Here is a 21,211-nt window from a genome sequence, read left to right as displayed (position 1 = left end):
ACTATTTTATGCTGTCACTTATCGGGCTGAAAACAGGGCTGAACCTTTTTCATAAAACAGTCATAAAAAAAGTCATAAAAACAGCCATATAAACTGACAGCATTACTTGTCAGCATTGGTTGAGCCAATTTTGTGAATGGCTAAATCAGCGCCTATATATTCATCTTCTTGGCTTAAGCGTAAGCTAGCTATTTTATGAACAATACCGTAAACAATCACGCCGCCTACGATGGCAAAACCAACGCCCACAAGTGTGCCAACCAGTTGCGACATAACGCTTACACCACCAAGACCGCCTAAGCTTTGTTGTCCAAATATTCCAGCAGCAATACCACCCCAAACACCGCATAATCCATGCAAAGGCCACACACCTAATACATCATCAATTTTGGTGCTGCGTTGAAGTTTTGTGAATACAAAAACAAATAAGCCACCGGCAACACCGCCGACGACAAAAGCGCCAACTGGATGCATTAAATCAGAACCCGCACAAACAGCAACTAACCCAGCTAGTGGACCATTATGGATAAACCCTGGATCATTTTTACCAACAACTAACGCGATAATCGTGCCGCCCACCATGGCCATTAAACTGTTTAGGGCCACAAGGCCACTTATGCCATCTAAGGTTTGTGCTGACATGACATTAAAACCAAACCAGCCGACAATTAATATCCACGACCCTAATGCCAGAAAGGGAATGTTAGATGGAGCAAAGGCAACTCCCGGCTTACGGCCACCACGAACACCTAAAAAGTACACAGCAACTAATGCTAACCAACCGCCCATACCATGTACTACAACAGAGCCTGCAAAGTCATGAAACTCTGCGCCAAAGGTGTTGCCTAACCATGCTTGAAATCCATAGTTACCATTCCAAATCATGCCTTCAAACAGTGGGTATACAAACGCCACAATCAATGCAGAGGCAAACAAGAAGGGGCGAAAGCTACCACGCTCAGCAATACCGCCAGAAACAATGGCGGGAATAGCGGCGGCAAAGGTGAGTAAGAAAAAGAACTTCACTAAGTCATAGCCATTATTAGCTGATAATGTCTCTGCACTGACAAAGAAGTGGCTGCCGTAAGCGATTTGATAGCCAATGACAAAATAGGCTACAGCTGAAAAAGCAAAGTCGGTTAAAATCTTAACTAATGCATTTACTTGGTTTTTATGCCTGACAGTCCCCACTTCTAAAAATGCAAAGCCTGCGTGCATCGCTAGCACCATAATTGCACCAAGAAGGATAAAAACGGTATCCGCACTTTGTGCAATTACCCCGATCGCGTCACTGATATTGTCCATTTATGCTCCCCAAAGCTATTCTCTTATTTATAATTCAGTCACTTAGTGAAGCAAGAATTATTCCTATGTTGGGATAATGTTAAATTCAGGAGGGGCTAAAATGGTGCGACTAGATAAAAATTCCATCATAACAATAAGTTCTATGATCGATATCGGTGCGATTTTTCTGCAGCTTTAGGTTGAATGATTAAGTTCTGTTCAGTAAATGCGTGCATTTTGTTTCATAATGGTGCGATGGCTGAGTCACCACAGTGCAGCGCGTTATCAAACAGTGCAGCGTTATCAAATAGTGTGGAGCGGTTTATTAAGGCCATTTAATTTAATGTGTTCTAATGCGCTAATCGCTTTTAAGATGCCATCTGAATTATCAACAGCGTTGAGATCAACATGGGTTTGTTGGCGGACTTGTTCTAGGATTACAGATCGGTTAACTCGATATTTTTCAGATACGCAAACGGCACAAGAGCGTGCACTCGATGCTCGATAAGCAATAGGGCGGCTTGTATCTAATGCACGTTTACGGCTAGAGCTAAATGACATTATTAACGGTATTTCATCGGCTTAGGTATGCCACTCATGGCTGAAGGCTCATCGCTTAAGGTTCATCGCTAATGGCACTTTACTAAGAGTGCCAAGTTAGCTTGATGATATATCGTTTATTGCTTTGTTTTACAGCAGTATTAATAACATTTACAAATGGCTTTTAGCCGTTTTTTCATCGAGGGCTAACAATCGTCAGTATATAAAGTGGTTTTAGCGGGATAAGTTGCTCCACGAGCATCAGTCCACTGGTGGCTGTATTGTACGAAGCAGTTGCCAGCCCCATCACCAATGGTAGGGTGGTCAGCAGGATGAATTCTCATGTTTACTTCATTGGTTTTTTCCATTTCCCATGCACTTGGGTCATCAATGCCTTCGACAAACATCGCTAAGCTTGTTTCATCTGCCTGCATGCTGCCATATATGAGCGTTGCACCTGCGTATTCATCGCCAATTGCTGCAGCATCAATCGATGCTTCTTTTTCAACGCCATTAATCGCTGATTTTGAGTAAACCAGACTGTTGGTACTATCAATTGCACCCGCCATGGCTTCAACGGTGGCCTTATGAGCATCACCTTTAAGGTCGATAAATTTTGGCGCTGCGACCACAGATAAAATACCCAAAATAATAATCACGACCACTAATTCAATTAGCGTAAAACCATTACTGCGCTGCATTATAAAACCTCAAATAGTGAATTTGTGGCTATTATTCCTCAATGAAAACTTGAAGAGTTACCATTTGGTGCCAGATGCAGGATTTATGGCATATCGCAAGGAATCATAGTGAGAGCAACTAAACAAAAAAGGCAAAGGATCTGAAATAACATTGCATTTTAATAGACGATCGGTCTAATATAATTTTATGACAGAATCAATTGTAGAAAACATCACTAAACCACGACGTGGTAGGCCGCCCAAGCAGGCGAGAGACAGTCAAGATACTCGGGCGGAACTAATTCGCAGTGGTCTTGAGCAACTGACTGAGAATGGCTTTGCCTCTTCTGGAATCGATCACATTCTTAAAAAGGTCGGGGTGCCCAAAGGTTCGTTTTACTATTACTTTGCGAGTAAGGAAGCATTTGGTCAGGCGGTGATTGAAAACTACGCCACGTATTTTGCTTACAAACTTGATAAATGCTTGCTAAACGAAGCTTACTCAGCGCTTGAACGTATTGGCCTTTTTGTTGATAGTGCGATGGATGGTATGGAGCGCTATCAATTTAAGCGTGGTTGTTTGGTTGGTAATTTAGGCCAAGAAGTGGATTTATTGCCTGAAAGCTACAGACAGCAATTGATTGATATATTTTTAGATTGGCAGCAAAGATTAACGGCTTGTCTAGAGGCTGCCAAAGTTGAGGGCGAATTATCCCCAACGGCTAACTGTGCTTTATTGGCTGAGCATTTTTGGGTTGGCTGGGAAGGGGCGGTAAGCCGCGCAAAGTTAGTTAAAAGCACTCAGCCACTGCAAAATTACCTTGAATGTTTTATCGCAGGATTACCGCGATAAAATTTTTTAACTATTTATAGACGAGCGGTCTATATTGAGGAGTGACCATGTTTAACGGCTTATTAATTGAAAAAGATGACCAAGGATATCGCGCGGCAGTTAAGGAAATTGATGAGAGTGTTTTACCCGATGGCGATGTAAGCGTAAAAGTGATTTATAGCACGATAAACTATAAAGATGCATTGGCAATTACCGGTAAAGGTCCTGTGGTCAGGCAGTTTCCTATGGTGCCTGGTATTGATTTAGTGGGGCTTGTTGAAGCGTCCGACACTGATAAATTCAAAGTTGGCGATTACGTGCTACTCAATGGCTTTGGTGTTGGCGAAGTGCATTGCGGTGGTCTTGCTGAGCGGGCGCGTTTAAAAAGTGAATGGTTGATCCCATTGCCTAATGCCTTTACACCAAAGCAAGCTATGGCGATTGGCACCGCAGGTTATACCGCAATGTTGAGTGTGATTGCGCTGGAGAAAAATGGCGTCACTCCTGAAAAAGGTGAAATTCTGGTGACAGGCGCTAATGGCGGTGTCGGCAGCTTTGCTATCGCCATTTTAGCCAAACTTGGCTATCAGGTTGTGGCATCAACAGGGCGAGCAGATCAAGCCGCTTATCTTGAAAAGCTTGGCGCTGCAGAAGTGATTGACCGTAACACCTTATCGGAGCCTGGTAGACCATTAGCCAGAGAGCGCTGGGCTGGGGCGATTGATTCTGTTGGTAGTCATACCTTAGCCAATATCTGCGCCAGTACAAAATATGGCGGCACTGTAGCGGCTTGTGGCTTGGCCCAAGGGATGGACTTTCCTTCTTCTGTCATGCCATTTATTTTACGTGGTGTGACGTTAGCGGGTATCGACAGTGTCATGCGTCCTCTTGAAGACAGACTTGAGGCATGGCAACGCTTAGCTGAGATTATTGAACCACAAATGTTTGATGATATTTCAGCAGATATTGGCTTAGATGAAGTGATAAGCACGGCAGAAGCGTTAATGGCTGGTCAAGTTCGTGGCCGCGTTGTGGTCGATTTAACTAAGTAGCAAAAGTACACTTTCATCGACTCATAAAAAAGCCAGTCAATTGACTGGCTTTTTTATTTATCGGGTGATTGACCGATTACCAAATACGAACGCGCTGGTCTTCTGGTAAGTAAAGCTTGTCACCTGGTTTCACGTCAAACGCTTTGTACCATGCATCATGGTTACGAGGCGCAAGTGCGCGGTAACGGCCTGGTGCGTGAGTACCTGCACGCAGCTGACTTAACATGCTTTGCTCGGTGCGTTTTTCTTTCCACACTTGTGCCCATGCTAAGAAGAAACGTTGATCGCCCGTCAGGCCATCAATAATCGGTGCTTCTTTACCATTTAAGCTTAACTGGTATGCATGATAGGCCATGGCTAAACCACCTACATCACCAATGTTTTCGCCTAAGCTGTTACGGCCATTTACGAAGTTGTCCGGTAGTGGCTCGTATTGACTGTATTGATCTGCAAGCATATCGGCTTTCGCCTCAAATGCAGCTCGGTCACTGTCGGTCCACCAGTTACGTTGAATACCGTTAGCATCAGATTTAGAGCCTTGGTCATCAAAGCCGTGTCCCATTTCATGACCAATCACAGCGCCAATGCCGCCATAGTTCACCGCTGGGTCGGCATTTGGATCGAAAAACGGAGGCTGTAAAATGGCTGCTGGGAACACAATCTCGTTAAATGAGCTATTGTAGTATGCGTTGACGAATTGTGGCGTCATGCCCCAACGGTTACGGTCAGTCTTTTTCAATTCTTTAGCAACGCTATCGGCATGGAAGTACTGGCGTAAGTTTTGGATATTAGCGATTAAGTCTTTGTTGGTTAATGTTAGGCCATCGAATTCTTGCCATACATCTGGGTAACCAATCTTAGGTTTGAAAGCGGCAAGTTTAGCATGGGCGTTTACCTTAGTTTCATCACCCATCCAATCAAGACCATCAATACGTTGACCTAACGCAGTGCGAAGATTTTCAACCAATTCAGCCATTTGCTGTTTTGATGACTCTGGGAAGTAACGCGCTACATACACTTTACCAATAGCAAAACCTAACGATTGGGTGCCAGACATTTCGGCTACGGCACGTTTCCAGCGCGGTTTAGGCTCTTCTTGTCCGCTCAATTCTTTGCCATAAAAAGCAAAGCTTGCGTTGTAGATATCTTCAGATAGTAAGCCTGCATTGTTACTGACAGTGTGGAAGGTCAGGTAGTCTTGCCATACATTTAACGGCTCGTTATTGATTAGCTCAATCATCGCTTTGATCGGCTCAGGCTGAGACACGTTAAGTTGTGGGATTTGGTAACCTGATTGCTCAAAGAATAAGTCCCAGTTGAAGTTAGGGTACTCATTATTTAAGTCTGCACGTTTAACCTGATTTAAGGTTAAGTCACGGTTACGGCGTTTCTCACGTGGCCATTGACCTTCAGCAATTTTAGTTTCTAACGCAAGAATAGCTTCTGCGCGAGCTTGGCCATCTTTAATGCCAGCAAAAGCTAGCATTTCAGCAATGTGGCTCACATAAGTGGTGCGAATTTTTACAAAACGCTCGCTGTCTTCTAGGTAGTAAGAGCGATCAGGTAAACCTAAACCGCCAGCGCCAATAGACAGTTCATATTGGTTTGGATCTAAACGGTTGAACCACATGCCGCCAGAAATTGGCGATTCAGCATCGGTGAGCCACGCGTTACCAAATACCTTGGTTAAGTCATCAGTGTTTTTAACTGCGGTAATAGTATCTAATGTGCCTTGAATAGGGGTGATACCCAATTTATTGATGGTATCAGTGTCCATGTAAGACTGATAAAAATCTGCAATTAACTGCTCTTCAGCATTTAAATCACTACGACTAGCGATATCATTAATGATTTCTTTAACTTGTTTCTCGCTGCGCTCACCAAGAGCGGTAAATGCGCCATAACGGGTTTTATCCGCGGGCATTTCAAAATTGTCATACCATGTGCCGCTGGCATACATAAAGAAGTCGTCACCCGGTTTTACCGCTTCATTTCGGGCGGTTAAATCAATCCCGAAATCACCTAACTCAGCGTGGGTGTTGGTGGCTTTTGTTACTGTAGCTTCTGCCTTATTCGTGTCATTGACTTTGACATCTGAACTGCCGCAAGCACTCAAAAAGGTTGAGGCTAGTGCAATTGCAATTAGCGTTTTTTTCATTGTGGTCTGCTTCCTTACAAAAAATGGGGTTCATTTTTGTTTTTTATTGGTTTTATTTTGATTTTTATTCGGGCGATCTTTTTACAACGACAATTTTTTACTGCAATTATCTATAGGATCCATATCTAATAATCGCCACCATATTCTAAGACTGAGCCAAAAAGTCAATCTTATAATTGTTAGCAAATCTTGTTACGTATATAGCCAGCTTGAGCTTAATACTTAGGTATGAATCTAAACTGAAACAATCAGGCGAGCATTTGGGAGATAAGTGTTAAATATTAATGCGAAAAATAATGTTATTTTGAAAGCGCTTTCTGTGTTTGTTTTTTGTTAATTAATTGTTTTATTTTGTGTGTGGTTTTGGTTGTTTTGGCTAAATGTAACAAAATATTTGGTAAGTGCGTTAATTGACGACTACAGGTTAAAAGGCAGCTTAATTGTTTGTATTAATTCTACATTACACAAGGAATGTCTATGACCTCAGATCAAACTGCTTTTCAAAATAGTTCAGCTTTTTACTCAAACTCTGTGAATTTTTTCCATTGTATTACCTCATCTCGCATAGTGAGCCATGTGAGTATTTTACTCGTTGGTGGGGCTATCACGCTTGCCTTGTTTGTATTCATGGCCCAGTTGATAAAAAGCGATGATGTTTATGTGGAAGAAGTGCAACCGAGCCCAATCATTGATTATTTTGAGAGGCCAGCAGAGCCGTCAAAGCCGATAAAAAAAATTAGATTGGAAAAGAAATCAATACCGCCCTTAGTTAAACGCGATACGGTTGCGACAACCAGCTCGGATACGAATAATACTTTTGATGGCATCTCTCCAGAAATGACGACGCCGATTCAAGAAACGTTTACTCCGGGCTTTAATGAAGGGGACGCAATGCCTGTAGTACAAGTCTCACCTCAGTATCCTATGGATGCTGCTCGTGACGGGAAAGAAGGTTATGTGATAGTGATGTTTGATATCAGTAGCAGTGGGGCGGTTATCAATGCACAAGTGCTGGAGGCTGAACCTAAAAGAACCTTTAACCGTGCAGCTTTGCAGGCGATTAATAATTGGAAGTACAAACCAAAAACGGTCAAAGGTCAGGGCGTGATCCAACGTCATCAGCAAGTAAGATTAGACTTTACGCTCGATCATTCTCAGTAATTGCACTCAGTAATCGCACGTAGCCGTATTGGCGGTTTTATTCGGGTTAACCTAGCTCATTAAGCTGCAGAGTTAGGTTAATCTGCTAAACCACTATTGTTGCTGTGATGGCGGCAGGTGACGACTTATCCAGTCTGACGTAAAGGTAATAAAACTCGCTAATCTTGCAGATTGATGTATCAGTTGTGGATGAACAAGGTAAGTAGAAGAGGCCTGTGTGGGCTCATTGACGAGTAAAGGCATTAAGTTGCCAACTTCAAGTTCTCTATCAACCAAATACTCAGGCACAAAAATGATCCCTTGGGCATCAAGTGCTAACGCTTTTAGCATGTGATTATCATTAATGCTTAAATGACTTTTCACCATCATCGGTTCTTGCCCTATATGCCACAGGCTTTGCTCTTCAGCGGTTAAGCAAAGATGTTGTGTCAGCTCTTCAATTGTACTTGGAGCACCGTGTTGTTCAATATAAGCGGGCGCTGCGCAGCATACATACTGATAAGAAAATAACTTTTTAGCCACCATATTTTGTGGTGGTGTTTTGGTTGCTCTAATGGCTAAATCAAAGTCATTTTGGGTTAAATCGTAGGTGGTGTAACTACTGTCGAGCGTAAACTCAATGAGTGGGTTTTGCTTTTGAAAATCACGGCAAATAGTCAATAGGTAACGTTGGGTAAACTGGCTGGGTGCTGTAATACGAATTCGACCCGCAATACTGTCATTGTCATGGCGTATCTGCCTATCTAACTCCAATAACGATTGTTTTACCTGTCCCATCTTCGCCAATATTAATTCACCTTGAGGTGTGAGTTTTACACTGCGCGTACTGCGGATCAGCAAAGGTCTGCCAAATTCCTTTTCTAATTGGCGGATCTGTTCCGAAAGATAGCCTCTGGATATGCCTAAAGTCGCCGCTGCTTCAGTAAAGCTGAGCTGTTTTGCGACTTCATTAAATAGAAATAGTCGCTCAAATTTCTTGTGCTCTCGGCTCATTAGCTTAGTCCTTCATAAAATACGGATGATAGTTTTTGTTCTTTAAAGTGAATTGTATTTTGTTATTGGTAGCTATATCAAATAATGATTTTGGAGAATACGGTTCCACTGATGGGCTTAATGTTGAGAATATGCATCATCTTAATACTTAACATCAGTGATTAAACCATGAAGTCTGTCGTTAAACCTTTGGCAAATGTTAGCCCTAGTCCTTTACCTCTTAATCAGCACTTACCTCACGCAAGCCCTTTAGTGTATGGCTGTATGGGGTTGGGAGGGGGCTGGAATAAAAATGGCATAAATGCAAAAGACTTAGCGCAGGCACATGATGTGGTGAATACCGCTTTAGACCAAGGGATAAACTATTTTGACCATGCGGATATTTATACTTTTGGTAAAGCGGAACAAGTATTTGGTCAAGTTTTATCGTCTCGACCTGAGCTAAGAGAGCACATGTTGATTCAAACTAAATGCGGTATTCGATTTGCTGATGATAAGGGGCCTAAACGCTATGATTTATCGGCACAATGGATAGGCCACAGTGTGAATCAAAGTCTGAAACACCTGCAAACTGACTACCTAGATGTACTGGTATTACACCGACCCGATCCGCTAATGGATGCAGAAGATGTTGCCAAAACCTATCATCGACTTCGTGACGAAGGCAAAGTGAGATTTTTAGGTGTCTCGAATATGCAGCACCATCAAATGCGTATGCTGCAACAGCATTTAGATACGCCTTTGGTCGTGAATCAGTTAGAGCTGAGTTTACACAAACAGCATTGGATAGATGAAACCGTTTATGCCGGAAATCAGCTTGGGGCTGATATTAATTTTACCCCTGGCACATTGGAATATTGCCAACAGCAACACATTCAAGTGCAGTCGTGGGGAAGCTTATGCCAAGGACGATACAGCGGCGCAGATCTCAGTGATGAGCCAATGCGGGTTAAACAAACCTACGCATTAGTTTGTCAGCTTGCCGCTGAATACAGTGTCAGTAAAGAGGCCATCATTCTTGCTTGGTTAATGCAGCATCCGACTCGAGTTCAGCCAGTGGTTGGAACAACCGACTTGCAACGTATTGCAGCATGTCAGCAAGCAGTGGGGTTACAGCTAACTCGAGAACATTGGTATGCCTTATATGTCAGTGCAAAGGGGCATGAACTGCCTTAATTTCAGCACGTTATTGGGCTGGTTTGGATTATTCATTAATGGATTAAGAAGGTGTTATGAAACAAATATTTTTCACGAGTTTGGCTTTACTGTTATTGGCCTTCCACATACACGTACACGCTGCGCCTAAGGTAAACGATGCGAAAGCAACGGGCGACAAAGAGTTATATCAGGATTATCTTCAGCGTGATATTCGAGATGATATTTTTTATTTTGTTTTACCAGATCGTTTTAACAATGGTAATCAAGCCAATGACAATGGAGCCGTATCTGGTGTATCTCATGGCGGGTTTGATCCCCTTACTGAGCGAGGTTTTCATGGTGGTGATATTAACGGTATTGAACAGAAACTTGCGTATCTTGAATCGCTTGGCATTACAGCAATATGGATGACACCACTGCTAAGAAATAATGCGATTCAAAAAGACGGCATTGCTCACCATGGATACTGGATTGTCGATTTTACTGAAATCGATCCGCACTTTGGTACAAACGATGACCTGAAGCAATTGATTGATGCGGCGCACCGACGTGGCATGAAAGTATTTTTTGACATTATCACTAATCACACTGCAGATATCATTCGTTATAAAGAGTGCCACCAACTTGATGGTCGATTTATTGAAGGGCTAACGCGTTGTGAATATAAGCCAGTAAACACAGCTGTGAGTGAGCAGTATTCGCCATTTCTATTGGATGATGAAGCCAATATCAAAACACCATCTTGGCTAAATGACCCACAGTATTATCATAATCAAGGCGACAGTAATTTTGAGGGAGAAAGTTCATTAAACGGTGATTTTAATGGTCTAGACGATCTGAATACTTTGCATCCTAAAGTGCTGTCTGGGATGGTCGAGATATATCAAAATCTCATTGCTGAGTTTAAACCTGATGGATTCAGAATCGATACCGTGCGTCATGTTGATTTATCATTTTGGCAAACCTTCAGCCCTGCTATTGTTGAGTTTGCCAAGCTGCAGGGGATCCCTCAGTTTCATGTATTCGGTGAAGTCTATGATACCAACCCTGTTAATTTGAGCTTATACACCACAGATGGAAAACTGCCGTCGGTATTGGATTTTGCTTTTCAAGACGTGGCAGCAAAAATCTTTTATCAAGGGCAAAGTCCGCTGCTTGCCAAGCAATTATTTGAGCAAGATGATTTGTATAAAGATGAAGATAGCCAAGCAGATTTACTGATGACTTTTTTAAGTAATCACGACATGGGACGAGCAGGTTACTTTATCAATGAAGCTGGCATTGCCAGCACAGAAGCAGAAAAATTACAGCGCAGTATTTTATCCCATGCCTTTATGTTTTTATCTCGAGGGATTCCGGTGGTGTATTACGGTGATGAGCAAGGGTTTACTGGCGATGGTAATGATATTGATGCCCGAGAAGACATGTTTGCCTCACGTGTCGCAAGCTATAACGACAATTCGTTATTGGGCACTTTAGCAACAACGGCTGATGACAACTTCGATAAAGCGCATCCTTTGTATAGGGCAATTGCCGCACTGAGTGAGTTACGCAAGACTGAGCGGCTTTTACGCCGTGGCGAGTATCAAGCCCGATTTTATGCTGATAAAGAGAACGCAAGTCATGCCGCTATGTTTGCTTTTTCAAGAATAGATAACAGCACTGGTGAGGAGTTATTGATGGTATTTAATACTGGTACCAGCTTGGCTTCGGCAACGATTCCTATGCAGGTTACTGAAGTGGATTCACTCCTTAATACGCAGGCTTTAAAAGAAGCGGCAACATCATCAAAGACTGCTACATCAACGAGTCAAGTCAGGGTTAATGAGCATGATATTAAGGTCTCACTCGCTGGTTTAAGTTTTGAGGTGTATCGAGTGACTCATCGCAACGACTATTAGCAAGGCAACGACTAATAGCAAGGAGTCAATATAGGCTCAGATTGACGATAAAACCTCACTAAGGAGCTTTCCCCTTTTTACTCCTGACCACTGTAGGCATGAGTTTACAGTGGTTTTTTATTGGATAAGCGTGATGCAACGATTGCGCAGTGATTAATGAAACTAAGTGGGGATTATTGGATAATTCATTAAGCTCAGAAACCAATGAGCTTAATGAATAACAAAGCGTGGTGGGAGATGAACGCCTGTATTGGAAAATGAAATCGTTAGTTAAGAATGCTAGGGATTACGCAAAAAAATCATCCTCACCCATTGCACGTTTGAGTTGTTGTGCTTCGAGGTAGTCTTCAAGACGTCTTTTTACTTCACGTCTGTGTTGTATATCTTCTTTTGCTTTTGGATTAGATGGTTTTTCAAACCCATCTATTTCTGTGTTACTTGGAACAAATTCAATAATTTCAGCCATAAAATATCCTCATTATCGAGTCGAATTTTCTTGGTGTTTCATGGGCCAAATGGCGCTGATGGTATTCAAGAAAACCTGTCGATATCAAACATAGAGACCAAACTACAAGCATTTAGTATTGGTAAAAATAAACACTACATTAGTGTATGCTTAAGCTGGAATTTATCAGGAGTTTCAAAATAAAAATGCGATCCGGATAACAATTTTATTTTAAAGTTTCAAAAGGAGATATTCGTCATATTTTAAGGGGATAGGCGAATTATTTTGCTAACTATCTAGGGCCTGTTGATCTTTCAAGATTATTTTTGTTTTAAACAAAACATAACCAGCAAAGAGCCACAGGCCCTAGTCACTATATTCATTTATTCAATACAAGATTAAAGTCATTAAGGCACGCATGACTAACAGAGGTGGCAAAGGGTCAAGTGAGTCACTTCATCATTCATCATCTCCTTTTTTTAAGCTCAATACGCAGTAATTCTCATTGTGTGCCACTTATGTCAAAGCTTAAAAGACTGTAAAGCTGCTAGTGATTAGTGCCTTGCTAGGGTTAAATAACCTTATTCAATATTTTTGAATAGCCTATTATTAACCAACACACTTATTTGATTGACTGAAGGGCCTATGAAAAACGAATTGTTTAAAAACATCCTATTTTCAATTGGCGGTATTGTCATGATAGGAAGTACAGCGATGAGCTGTGCTTCTGATGATATTCAAATGCACCATGATGACTATCTCGGCTCAGGGAGTATTACCCAAGGCGCTGCGACTACCGTCGTCAGTAATTTGTTTACGTGTCAAAATGGTCGTAGCCGCATTGCTGGTATAGGTGAGATTACTGATGCGCAGGGCGCAGTATGGACTGTACCAGGCAGTAATCAATATAGCAGTGCGCCCAAAGCAATGGATTTATATGAACAATGCGCTGGTATTACCCCTAGAAATTTAGCCGAAGTTAATCAAGATGATGTGCCTGTGGTGACAGTTGACCCGCAAGGTGAGGTGATTACTGGGTATATTTTTGCAGATAATTACTTTGAACTTTATATCAATGGCAAATTAATCGCCGTTGATAGCGTGCCATTTACGCCATTTAATTCAAGTATTGTAAAATTTAAGGTCAGTAAACCTTATTCCATTGCCGTTAAAGTCATTGATTGGGAAGAAAACCTAGGTTTAGGTTCTGAGAATAATAGAGGTAATGCATACCATGCTGGTGATGGGGGCTTTATTGCCAGCTTTAGTGATGGCACTGTGACAAATCGTGATTGGCAAGCGCAAACCTTTTATACCTCTCCAATTTTAGATTTAAGCTGCTTATCTGAAAAAGACGGCGCGAGATTATCTACTGATTGTGGTGTTACGGATGAGAAAAATGGGCAACAAGCGTATGCCGTGCATTGGACGATGGCTGATAATTGGATGAATGAAGATTTTGATTCAAGTACTTGGCCGCAAGCAAGCTTATACTCAGATGATGAAATAGGAGTGAATAATAAAAAAGCCTACATGAATTTTATCGAAAAATTCAGTGGAGCGGGAGCCAGCTTTATTTGGTCTACTAATGTGGTGTTAGATAATGAGGTATTGCTACGGTATACCGTTAACTAATGCGTGGTTGATATGACATTCGTAAAGTAAAAACAATGGCTTAAATAATGGCAAAGTGTTGAGGGTGAATCCCAACACTTTGCAAGGTAATAGCTGTTAAATTAGCATGTTAGCCTACCAAGAAAACGTTTGAATGATGTCTTGTTTTGTCACTGGATTGGTTGCTATTTCATGTTCAATTCTATCTTTAAATGGCACTCTAGCTTGAGGTAACATGCCTCGCATTGGTGAGATATTATTACCGTGATCGCCCCAGTAATAGCAGTCAAAGTCCGCTAAATTTTCCAGTAAGTACTTCTCTTCTTCCAGCACTTGTAATGGACTTGGCATAACAAATTCACCACGCAGTACTTGCTGTTCGAGTTCAGTTCCTGGCTGAATTGCAATGGCCATTGGCGCAATTTCTTCCGGTTGCATAATGTTTAAAATATCTGTAGTCGCTTTAATGTGTTCTTTTGAGCGATGACGGCCACCTAGTCCAAATATAAATGAAGCCAGCACTTTAATCCCTGCCTCTTTTGCCATCGCCATGCCTTCAATGGCATGTTCAGGTTTCATCGCCTTTTTGATGTTATCGAGGACAATAGGATCGCCAGACTCTAAGCCTGCGTATGCCATTGTCAAACCCGCTGCCCGCATTTGTTTAAGTTCTGCCACTGTTTTACGGCGAAAATCATTAAAGCCTGCATATAAAGCAATATTTTGAATTTCAGGGAAAGTCTCAGTAATTTTATTGAGAATCGCCAATAAAAATTCGGTTCTTACAGCCATGACATTGCCATCAATCAAAAAGATAGATTCAACGTGAGCGTGAATTTTTCTGGCCTGTTCAATATCACTAAAAATATCTTCTAGTTCACGAATTTTAAATCGTTTATCGCTGAACATATTGCAGAAAGTACATTGGTTGTTACTGCAACCTAATGTGGTCTGAATGAGGATGCTGTCAGCCTCTGGCCATGGACGATAAACTTTGCCTTCATAACGCATAACGTTTCCTTAAGACTGTCGTCTTATTGAGAATACATCACCTAGAAGTGGAGACACTCTAGGTCAACGCTAGATGAAAAGACACCTAGCAATACAATGAAGGCGATCTTAGCAGTAGATTTTTAGCTTGATAATTAAGCACTATATTGAATCAGTTTATCGATTTTGTTGATAATCGCTTTATTGCAAAGTCACAGGACTGTTATGCAACTCAGGGTTTTACCGTGATGAAAAAGCGTTGTGCTGATGCAGAAGATGACAGGTTTTATCAAAAGAATGAGTCATCGCAGGGCAATAAAAAAGCTAAAGGCACGGGCCATTAGCTTTTTTAATATTAAGGTTTTTGTAATTGAAACTGAGCTTAATTATTAGCTTAGCTCTGTAAGAACTTGCTCAAGCACAGCAACCACTTTTGCGGTTTTAGCTACATCAAGTGCATCAGGGTGAGGTGATGCAAATTGGCCTCTGTCATTATCAAAATATTGCCCAGTTGCTTGAGCAAACTCTTCTGATAATGCCGCTCTGGTTAGAATGTCCGCACCAATTGATAAATCTCCGCCAGCCACACCGTATGCTTGTTTAACCATTTTACTGCCTAACATCGAAGCAGGATTGACCGAGACAATCATAGGTCCATGACCTTGAACTGATAAGGCGAGATCTCGTGACCACATGGTCAGCGCCAGTTTACTTTGGGCATAGACAGTACTATCAGATAACTGACTTGGCTGTGCCATGTCGCTTGCTAAAAAAGCGGCTTGTGCAGCTGAAGATAAATTCACAATGCGGCCGCTATTATCCATGATCGGCATTAACAACTTACTAAGCAAATAAGGCGCAAAAGTGTTTACTGCATAGCGTGAATCTAAGCCGTCTGAGGTGATTAACGTCGTAGGGTTATAAACCCCTGCATTGTTAATTAGCACATCCAGTTTACTGTGTTTTTCTTTAATGTTTGCTGCTAACTTTTTGACATCAGTCATGCTAGATAAATCGGCAACATACGTTTCGATTTGTGCAGCAGAGGAGCTGTTAGTAAGCAGCGTTTCCACATCGGCAAGTTTGTTAGGGTTACGTCCATGAAGTAATACTTTATGGCCTTCAGCGAGTAACATTTTTGCTGTTTCTAATCCAATTCCATCTGTTGAACCAGTAACAAGAATGATTTTTTGCATGGTGTATTCCTAATGATATTAATCGCCGCTGGGGCGCTGTCTACTGTTTTGATTCATTAATATTAGCACTTATTGAGTGTTTGATAATGGCACTAAATGCAGAATCACTTTATAGATTCGGTTGATAATAGAGCACTGTAAATAGCTGCAATAGATTGGTTAAAAATTAACTTTATTTAATTTGCACAATCACAAAATTGAGTCCAATGTTGATTTAGAGCCTTTACTCTATTTGGTTTTGTGGTTGATACACTTGTCGTTTCAATTAAGTCGTTTCAATTAAGAAAAAAATAGAGTGATGGTTATAAGGTGGATTAACTCCAACGCTAGGATGGCATTCTAGGTTTAAGATGACTTAAGCCTTCATCAGAGAGACGAAAATGTCTCTATAGCGAGGTATCACTATGAAATTATCAATGGTTACAAAACCGAATTTTTCAATGTCGACAACTCAAGCGCAAGGCGGCTTCACTTTAGTCGAATTAGTGGTTGTCATCATTATTCTTGGCATTTTAGCTGTCGTGGCCGCGCCCAAGTTCATTAATTTACAGGGTGATGCTCGCGTCAGTTCGCTTGCTGGAATGAAAGCGGCGATTCAAAGTGCTAATACATTGGTGTATTCAAAAGCCAGTCTTGCTGGAGTGGAGAAAGATGCAAATGTGACGGATTTAGATATCGGTACAGGTAATGATTTGTTCACAGCCTACGGTTATGTGGTTGCTTCTGAGCTAGATTTAGATAATTTGCTACAAAATGACTTTAACTCAGCCGTTTCTGAAACCGATCCTACCATGGCTGTTGATAGAGGTGCTGAATGGACAATGTATGAAGGCAATGGGCAAGCGACTATTTGGCAAGTCGGTGCCCCTGCAGAATGTAAGTTAATCTATAAGGAGGCAAAAAGTACAACAGAATTACCAGAGTACATAATAGAAACTGATCCAAACAAGTGTTAAGGAGGCTGAGATTTATAGATTGAAATATAAAGCAGTCTCATGTGTTGAGGCTGCTTTTAGTTTTAGCTAAATCCTATGTTTTTCTAACTGATTTAGCTTAGTAGCGATTGCTTTTCACTATTAACCGCTTATGCTAATGCCATGTTTATTTTTCGCTAAATTATTATGCCTACAGCTAAAAACGCTAACCTTGTATCTGTCGTCGTTATCATCGGCTTGCTAATTGCTGTTATCACATCAGTTGTGATGATCAATCAGTCTCATCAACATAAAGGCCCTGAAGTTTGGAGCTCATTTGTGTATAAAAATGGTTATGATTCTGCCGCTTATGAAATGGATACAGATTTTGTAGATTACCCTTCATGTAAAGCTCATGCACAGACAGTATCGGCAGAATATAACAATGCACCATGGCAGTGTGGTTTATACTGTCGATTCGATTCTATGAGACAAGGCTTCGAATGTGAGTCGATGTTAAATGACTAACCCATATCGTTGCTTCTCTTTTTGTTGATATATTTTCTATTTATCTTGCTGACATCATATGAGACCACAGTGGCGTAAAGTGGTAACTAGGTTTCAATAATTCTTCATATCATAGCCACATCAAGCATAACTTTAATGGTTGAGGCGCTAATACACCTTAATAAACCAATGATGAACAATGTTTCACATTAACAATCGGTCATCTTGGACTTTAACACACAGTAATCGCGTATTATTCCGCCAACAACAAAAGGTGTTAACCAATGTTTCAGCTTGTGCAAAAAGAACGTGTTTGTCGCAAACCTTAATCTATTAGCCAATGATGTTAATGAGGATAGAAATGAAAAAATTATTAGTATGCAGTGTGTTATTTATGTCATCAGCAGCAATGGCAAATCAGTCTGAAGGTTATTCTGATAATGCTGCCGTAACGACACTAGCGTTAAATCAAGCTGGTGGATTCAGTGGGCCAGTTGCTGGCTCTGCTCATACGGTTGCTTCTGCATTAGAGGCAAAAGACGATGCTCCAGCCATACTAACAGGGTTTATCGTCGAGTCTATAGGTGATGAAGAGTATCGATTTAAAGATGACAGTGGCGAAATCATTGTCGAAATTGATGATGACAAATGGAGTGGTATTCATGCGACTCCAGAAACCAAGCTGACTTTACAAGGTGAAGTGGATAGTGAGTGGACTACTACGTCTTTAGATGTCGATGTTGTTCGTTTAGCTGACTAATACAGGTTAACCGAGTTTAATAACTAAGATTATTAACGAGGTTATTCATTAAGAAAATAAGAGGCGAATCATCCTAGTGATGGTTCGCCTTTTTGTTTTGAAAAATTAGTCTGCAGAGGCATTAAGTAAGGTTTTAGACGATTGATCTTTATCGATAATAACGGTCTGTTTTTGCTTATCATGTTGGCGGGTAATCGTCATATCCATTTGTTGCTCAGACAAGTGACGACCAAATAAGCGATTGGTAAACGTTAATTCACCATTGATGTTATCTAGGGGATATTTACCCATCACAATTAAGTGTGATGACGGCTTTTTGGGATTGCCATGAGATGCTAATGAAATGATTAACCCTTGCAATGGTAGCTTGGCTTTTGAGTCACTAAGCTGCACATTTTCATGTATTAATTCAGTTGCTTGGTTTTTGTATCGCGTAAGTTCGGCAGAGGATGCTTTGCCATCATTGTCCATATCTAAACCTTCAAAGGCAGATACGGGTAAGGACAGCACCATAAAGGCGCCTTTATCAACAATATTGATGGTGCCGTGCTGCGCAACCATCATATGTGCGAGTGCGTTGGCACACATTAGAATACAGATTATTAATATCGTGATAATTTTTAATAACATCATCTTGGGTATTCTCTTAATTGATGTAAGTGTAATCGTGTTATTGGCTTCAATCAGATAAATAGAGACTAAACCTCGCCTTTGACACAACGCTGAAAGTACGGGTAACTGTCGGTGGCGTAATAGTGGTAAATGCCATTAGGGAATTCAGGTGTGACTCCAACTCGTCCATTGCATTCATCTAAGTCACCGAAACCCGCTATATATTCCCAATCTTGAGCAAAGGTCCCGAGTGGATAAATCTCGGTCGAAGGCCTGCTTTCACTCACCGTGGTGACTAGCTGATAACTCCCTTGTATGGCTTTGAGCTCTGAACTGGCGTCATTGGCATCGCTGTAACCATATCGGGCATATATAGGAAACCCATCAGCAGCCCAACCTATGAGGGTCATTTTGTCGTTACCGCCTTGCTGAAGTTCGATAAAGCCTTCTGGCATTCCGTGATAATGGTATTCGCCTCCAGGTTGAACGTGGGCGTTATTATCATCGGTACCAAAGTTAAAGTTGCTTTGGCCTAATGCCTCAATATTCCAATTACCCTCGTTGCCTACTAAGCTGCAGTTATTTCCAGAATCATCACAAGTACCTGCTGTACTGGCATCAATTTTTACTCCATTGAGTACATAACCTAGGGTGCCTCTTGGGCCGCCTAGTACGGTGGCAGTATTAGTTTCGACAGGTGTTAAGCTAAAATTAGCTGAGATATCTTGCTCGAAAATCATATTTGGGTTGTTGGCATTGGGGAAAGTGCCGACATCATGGTCAGGGATCCCGTTTGCTTCTAATAAGCGTTCACCTCCCTCGCATGACCATTCGGCGTTACTGGTGTTATAAACTGATTCAGATTCGTTATAGGTGCTATTTGCATAGCCGCAAAGCACCCCATCAGTTGAATCTGCTCCTTCATCATCAGCACCTGAGCTGTCAGAGTCATCACCTGAGTCACCACCAGTGTTATCATCACCTGAGTTGTCATTGGGGGTTGTGACCGTTTCTTGGGTTTCATCTGCAATCTCTGCATCACTATTACTGTCACTACCGCCACAAGCAGTTAATGAGCAGATAAGTAATAAAGATAACCAGTGCCGTATTAGGTTGGTATTTATATTATTTGAATTAACTGTCAGTTTCATCGCAACGATTTCCTATGTAATGCAAAGGGTAAGTTAGCGTTTGCTCATGTAGTAAGGTCTATCGTAGCGATGAAATGTGCAGCAAATGTGTAGAAACGAAGGAGAAAGTGGATAAATGTTAGTTTTTTGTTGTTAAGCGGTCATCGCCATCAAAGTCATGGCGATGACACTAAGCAACTCATTGGCCGAAGAGCATTAACTTACTGGGTTTAAAATCTTGCATTTAAATCTAGACCAAATAGCAAGGAGTCTTGGTTATCGTCATTGTCTTTAAATAGCTTACTTGCACTAAATTTGGCAGAAAAATGGGGTGATATCTGCCACCAGTAAGCCGTGTTAAGACCGTGATTATTGACATTATCAGAGAGTTTGATTGTTTCACCTTCAGGGGTGAAACTGCTGTTATTAAATTGCTTTATATCAATATCTTGCCAGGCATATTGCGCGCCTATTGACCACGACTTATTGATGTAAAAATCAGCGGATAGATATATGTGGTTGAAGGTATTATCAATGTCAGTAGTGAAGTAACGTTCTGGCATAAATCCATCTTGCGCGAGTCGATAATAGTAATATTGACTCGCATCGGTGTACTGCCAACGTGCAAACAAATTCACCCCATTAATTGATTCCATTGGGATATAACTTTGAGTCTCTATACCCAAGGTATCGGATTGGTTATCAAAATTAGCTGCTAATAAGCCGATTTGGAAATTCTGACCACTGCCACTTGTGTGTTGATAACTATCTGATCCACTTTGATTTCGGTAAAAAATGGAGATTTGCGAGCTTTCGTTAAAGTAATAACCTAGCTTAAGACCATAAAGTGACTCGTCGTAATTATATGGCCAAGCAAAGGAGTCATCGTCATCATTGATTTGCTGATAATTTGCGCCAATGAACCAGTTTGATTCAAAAACATAAGTGCCATCGACTTGATAACTGCTGGTCTCGGCTAGATCTGATTTAAGGTAGTTTACGCCGAAGTTTGAAGATTGGGCCAAAAAGGTATTTAGGGCCCAAGGACCTAAATCAGTGCTCACGGCATCAAAATAATAACGATAACTGGCAAATAGATAAGCGTTGTCGCTGTTGTCTGTATCAGTGATATATGAAGCACTAGTATCGTGATGAAAACTGTTGTTAGCTGATGCTAGCGTATCATTTGCTTGAGCAGAAAAAGCCACAAAGCTAATAGCAATCGCTGCGGTCAGTTTGAGTGGCTGAGAGTGGCATCGTTTCATATCTTACATCCTTGTTTGT

General features: G+C 41.3%; 21 protein-coding genes. 10 read left to right on the top strand and 11 right to left on the bottom strand.

Annotation, left to right across the window (positions count from 1 at the left end; all coding sequences use genetic code 11):
* Positions 1–102: 102 nt before the first annotated feature.
* The 3 genes from J8L86_RS17140 to J8L86_RS21295 form a co-directional block, all read right to left on the bottom strand.
* On the bottom strand, positions 103–1,305 hold the full coding sequence (locus J8L86_RS17140) for an ammonium transporter (protein WP_211031115.1): 1,203 nt from the start codon (positions 1,303–1,305) through the stop codon (positions 103–105).
* 282 nt (positions 1,306–1,587) lie between these two features.
* Positions 1,588–1,845 (bottom strand): hypothetical protein, encoded by a 258-nt coding sequence (locus tag J8L86_RS17135; RefSeq protein ID WP_211031114.1) that lies wholly within the window; start codon positions 1,843–1,845, stop codon positions 1,588–1,590.
* A 185-nt stretch (positions 1,846–2,030) separates the two neighbouring features.
* Complete coding sequence (locus tag J8L86_RS21295) at positions 2,031–2,525, bottom strand: type II secretion system protein (RefSeq protein ID WP_065109947.1); 495 nt, start codon at positions 2,523–2,525, stop codon at positions 2,031–2,033.
* 187 nt (positions 2,526–2,712) lie between these two features.
* Between J8L86_RS21295 and J8L86_RS17125 the strand changes: the two genes are divergently transcribed.
* Together J8L86_RS17125 and J8L86_RS17120 are read left to right on the top strand one after the other, a co-directional pair.
* Complete coding sequence (locus tag J8L86_RS17125) at positions 2,713–3,357, top strand: TetR/AcrR family transcriptional regulator (protein ID WP_065109948.1); 645 nt, start codon at positions 2,713–2,715, stop codon at positions 3,355–3,357.
* Positions 3,358–3,404: 47 nt separating this feature from the next.
* Entirely contained in the window at positions 3,405–4,388 is a 984-nt protein-coding gene (locus J8L86_RS17120) for an MDR family oxidoreductase (protein ID WP_065109949.1), read from the top strand.
* A gap of 76 nt (positions 4,389–4,464) precedes the next feature.
* On the opposite strand, the gene J8L86_RS17115 is transcribed toward J8L86_RS17120, so the two are convergent.
* The gene (locus tag J8L86_RS17115; RefSeq protein WP_211031113.1) at positions 4,465–6,546 is read right to left on the bottom strand and encodes a M13 family metallopeptidase; all 2,082 of its coding nucleotides are present in this window, start codon (positions 6,544–6,546) and stop codon (positions 4,465–4,467) included.
* Positions 6,547–7,023: 477 nt separating this feature from the next.
* Between J8L86_RS17115 and J8L86_RS17110 the strand changes: the two genes are divergently transcribed.
* Complete coding sequence (locus tag J8L86_RS17110; RefSeq protein WP_211031112.1) at positions 7,024–7,707, top strand: energy transducer TonB; 684 nt, start codon at positions 7,024–7,026, stop codon at positions 7,705–7,707.
* A 93-nt stretch (positions 7,708–7,800) separates the two neighbouring features.
* Here the strand turns inward: J8L86_RS17110 and J8L86_RS17105 are convergent, their stop codons facing one another.
* The gene (locus J8L86_RS17105) at positions 7,801–8,700 is read right to left on the bottom strand and encodes a LysR family transcriptional regulator (protein WP_211031111.1); all 900 of its coding nucleotides are present in this window, start codon (positions 8,698–8,700) and stop codon (positions 7,801–7,803) included.
* A gap of 168 nt (positions 8,701–8,868) precedes the next feature.
* Between J8L86_RS17105 and J8L86_RS17100 the strand changes: the two genes are divergently transcribed.
* Both J8L86_RS17100 and J8L86_RS17095 read left to right on the top strand, forming a co-directional pair.
* Positions 8,869–9,876: an aldo/keto reductase gene (locus J8L86_RS17100; protein ID WP_211031110.1), complete on the top strand. Its 1,008-nt coding sequence runs from the start codon at positions 8,869–8,871 to the stop codon at positions 9,874–9,876.
* 56 nt (positions 9,877–9,932) lie between these two features.
* Entirely contained in the window at positions 9,933–11,759 is a 1,827-nt protein-coding gene (locus J8L86_RS17095; RefSeq protein WP_211031109.1) for an alpha-amylase family glycosyl hydrolase, read from the top strand.
* Positions 11,760–12,045: 286 nt separating this feature from the next.
* Here J8L86_RS17095 and J8L86_RS17090 read toward each other — a convergent pair whose 3' ends face one another.
* The gene (locus J8L86_RS17090; protein ID WP_055024806.1) at positions 12,046–12,225 is read right to left on the bottom strand and encodes a hypothetical protein; all 180 of its coding nucleotides are present in this window, start codon (positions 12,223–12,225) and stop codon (positions 12,046–12,048) included.
* Between the two features lie 624 nt (positions 12,226–12,849).
* Here J8L86_RS17090 and J8L86_RS17085 point away from each other — a divergent pair.
* On the top strand, positions 12,850–13,839 hold the full coding sequence (locus J8L86_RS17085; RefSeq protein WP_211031108.1) for a hypothetical protein: 990 nt from the start codon (positions 12,850–12,852) through the stop codon (positions 13,837–13,839).
* 114 nt (positions 13,840–13,953) lie between these two features.
* Here J8L86_RS17085 and J8L86_RS17080 read toward each other — a convergent pair whose 3' ends face one another.
* The gene (locus tag J8L86_RS17080; RefSeq protein WP_065109955.1) at positions 13,954–14,829 is read right to left on the bottom strand and encodes a radical SAM protein; all 876 of its coding nucleotides are present in this window, start codon (positions 14,827–14,829) and stop codon (positions 13,954–13,956) included.
* 146 nt (positions 14,830–14,975) lie between these two features.
* Here J8L86_RS17080 and J8L86_RS17075 point away from each other — a divergent pair, with 146 nt between their 5' ends.
* Positions 14,976–15,152: a hypothetical protein gene (locus J8L86_RS17075; RefSeq protein WP_156669186.1), complete on the top strand. Its 177-nt coding sequence runs from the start codon at positions 14,976–14,978 to the stop codon at positions 15,150–15,152.
* Between the two features lie 45 nt (positions 15,153–15,197).
* Here the strand turns inward: J8L86_RS17075 and J8L86_RS17070 are convergent, their stop codons facing one another.
* On the bottom strand, positions 15,198–16,004 hold the full coding sequence (locus J8L86_RS17070; protein WP_211031107.1) for an SDR family NAD(P)-dependent oxidoreductase: 807 nt from the start codon (positions 16,002–16,004) through the stop codon (positions 15,198–15,200).
* Between the two features lie 404 nt (positions 16,005–16,408).
* Between J8L86_RS17070 and J8L86_RS17065 the strand changes: the two genes are divergently transcribed.
* From J8L86_RS17065 to J8L86_RS17055, 3 genes are all read left to right on the top strand, one after another.
* On the top strand, positions 16,409–16,960 hold the full coding sequence (locus tag J8L86_RS17065) for a prepilin-type N-terminal cleavage/methylation domain-containing protein (protein ID WP_269454734.1): 552 nt from the start codon (positions 16,409–16,411) through the stop codon (positions 16,958–16,960).
* Between the two features lie 165 nt (positions 16,961–17,125).
* On the top strand, positions 17,126–17,446 hold the full coding sequence (locus J8L86_RS17060; RefSeq protein WP_065109957.1) for a hypothetical protein: 321 nt from the start codon (positions 17,126–17,128) through the stop codon (positions 17,444–17,446).
* Between the two features lie 340 nt (positions 17,447–17,786).
* Positions 17,787–18,185, top strand: coding sequence for a NirD/YgiW/YdeI family stress tolerance protein (locus tag J8L86_RS17055; protein ID WP_211031106.1), 399 nt, complete (start codon positions 17,787–17,789; stop codon positions 18,183–18,185).
* 105 nt (positions 18,186–18,290) lie between these two features.
* Here J8L86_RS17055 and J8L86_RS17050 read toward each other — a convergent pair whose 3' ends face one another.
* The 3 genes from J8L86_RS17050 to J8L86_RS17040 form a co-directional block, all read right to left on the bottom strand.
* On the bottom strand, positions 18,291–18,818 hold the full coding sequence (locus J8L86_RS17050) for a hypothetical protein (RefSeq protein ID WP_065109959.1): 528 nt from the start codon (positions 18,816–18,818) through the stop codon (positions 18,291–18,293).
* A 65-nt stretch (positions 18,819–18,883) separates the two neighbouring features.
* Entirely contained in the window at positions 18,884–19,948 is a 1,065-nt protein-coding gene (locus J8L86_RS17045) for a YHYH protein (RefSeq protein WP_211031105.1), read from the bottom strand.
* Between the two features lie 209 nt (positions 19,949–20,157).
* Complete coding sequence (locus J8L86_RS17040) at positions 20,158–21,192, bottom strand: putative porin (RefSeq protein WP_211031104.1); 1,035 nt, start codon at positions 21,190–21,192, stop codon at positions 20,158–20,160.
* Positions 21,193–21,211: the final 19 nt, after the last annotated feature.

It is taken from the genome of Shewanella sp. MMG014, from assembly GCF_018100775.1.
Taxonomy (GTDB): domain Bacteria; phylum Pseudomonadota; class Gammaproteobacteria; order Enterobacterales; family Shewanellaceae; genus Shewanella; species Shewanella japonica.
This window is presented reverse-complemented; position numbering and strand designations above follow the sequence as displayed.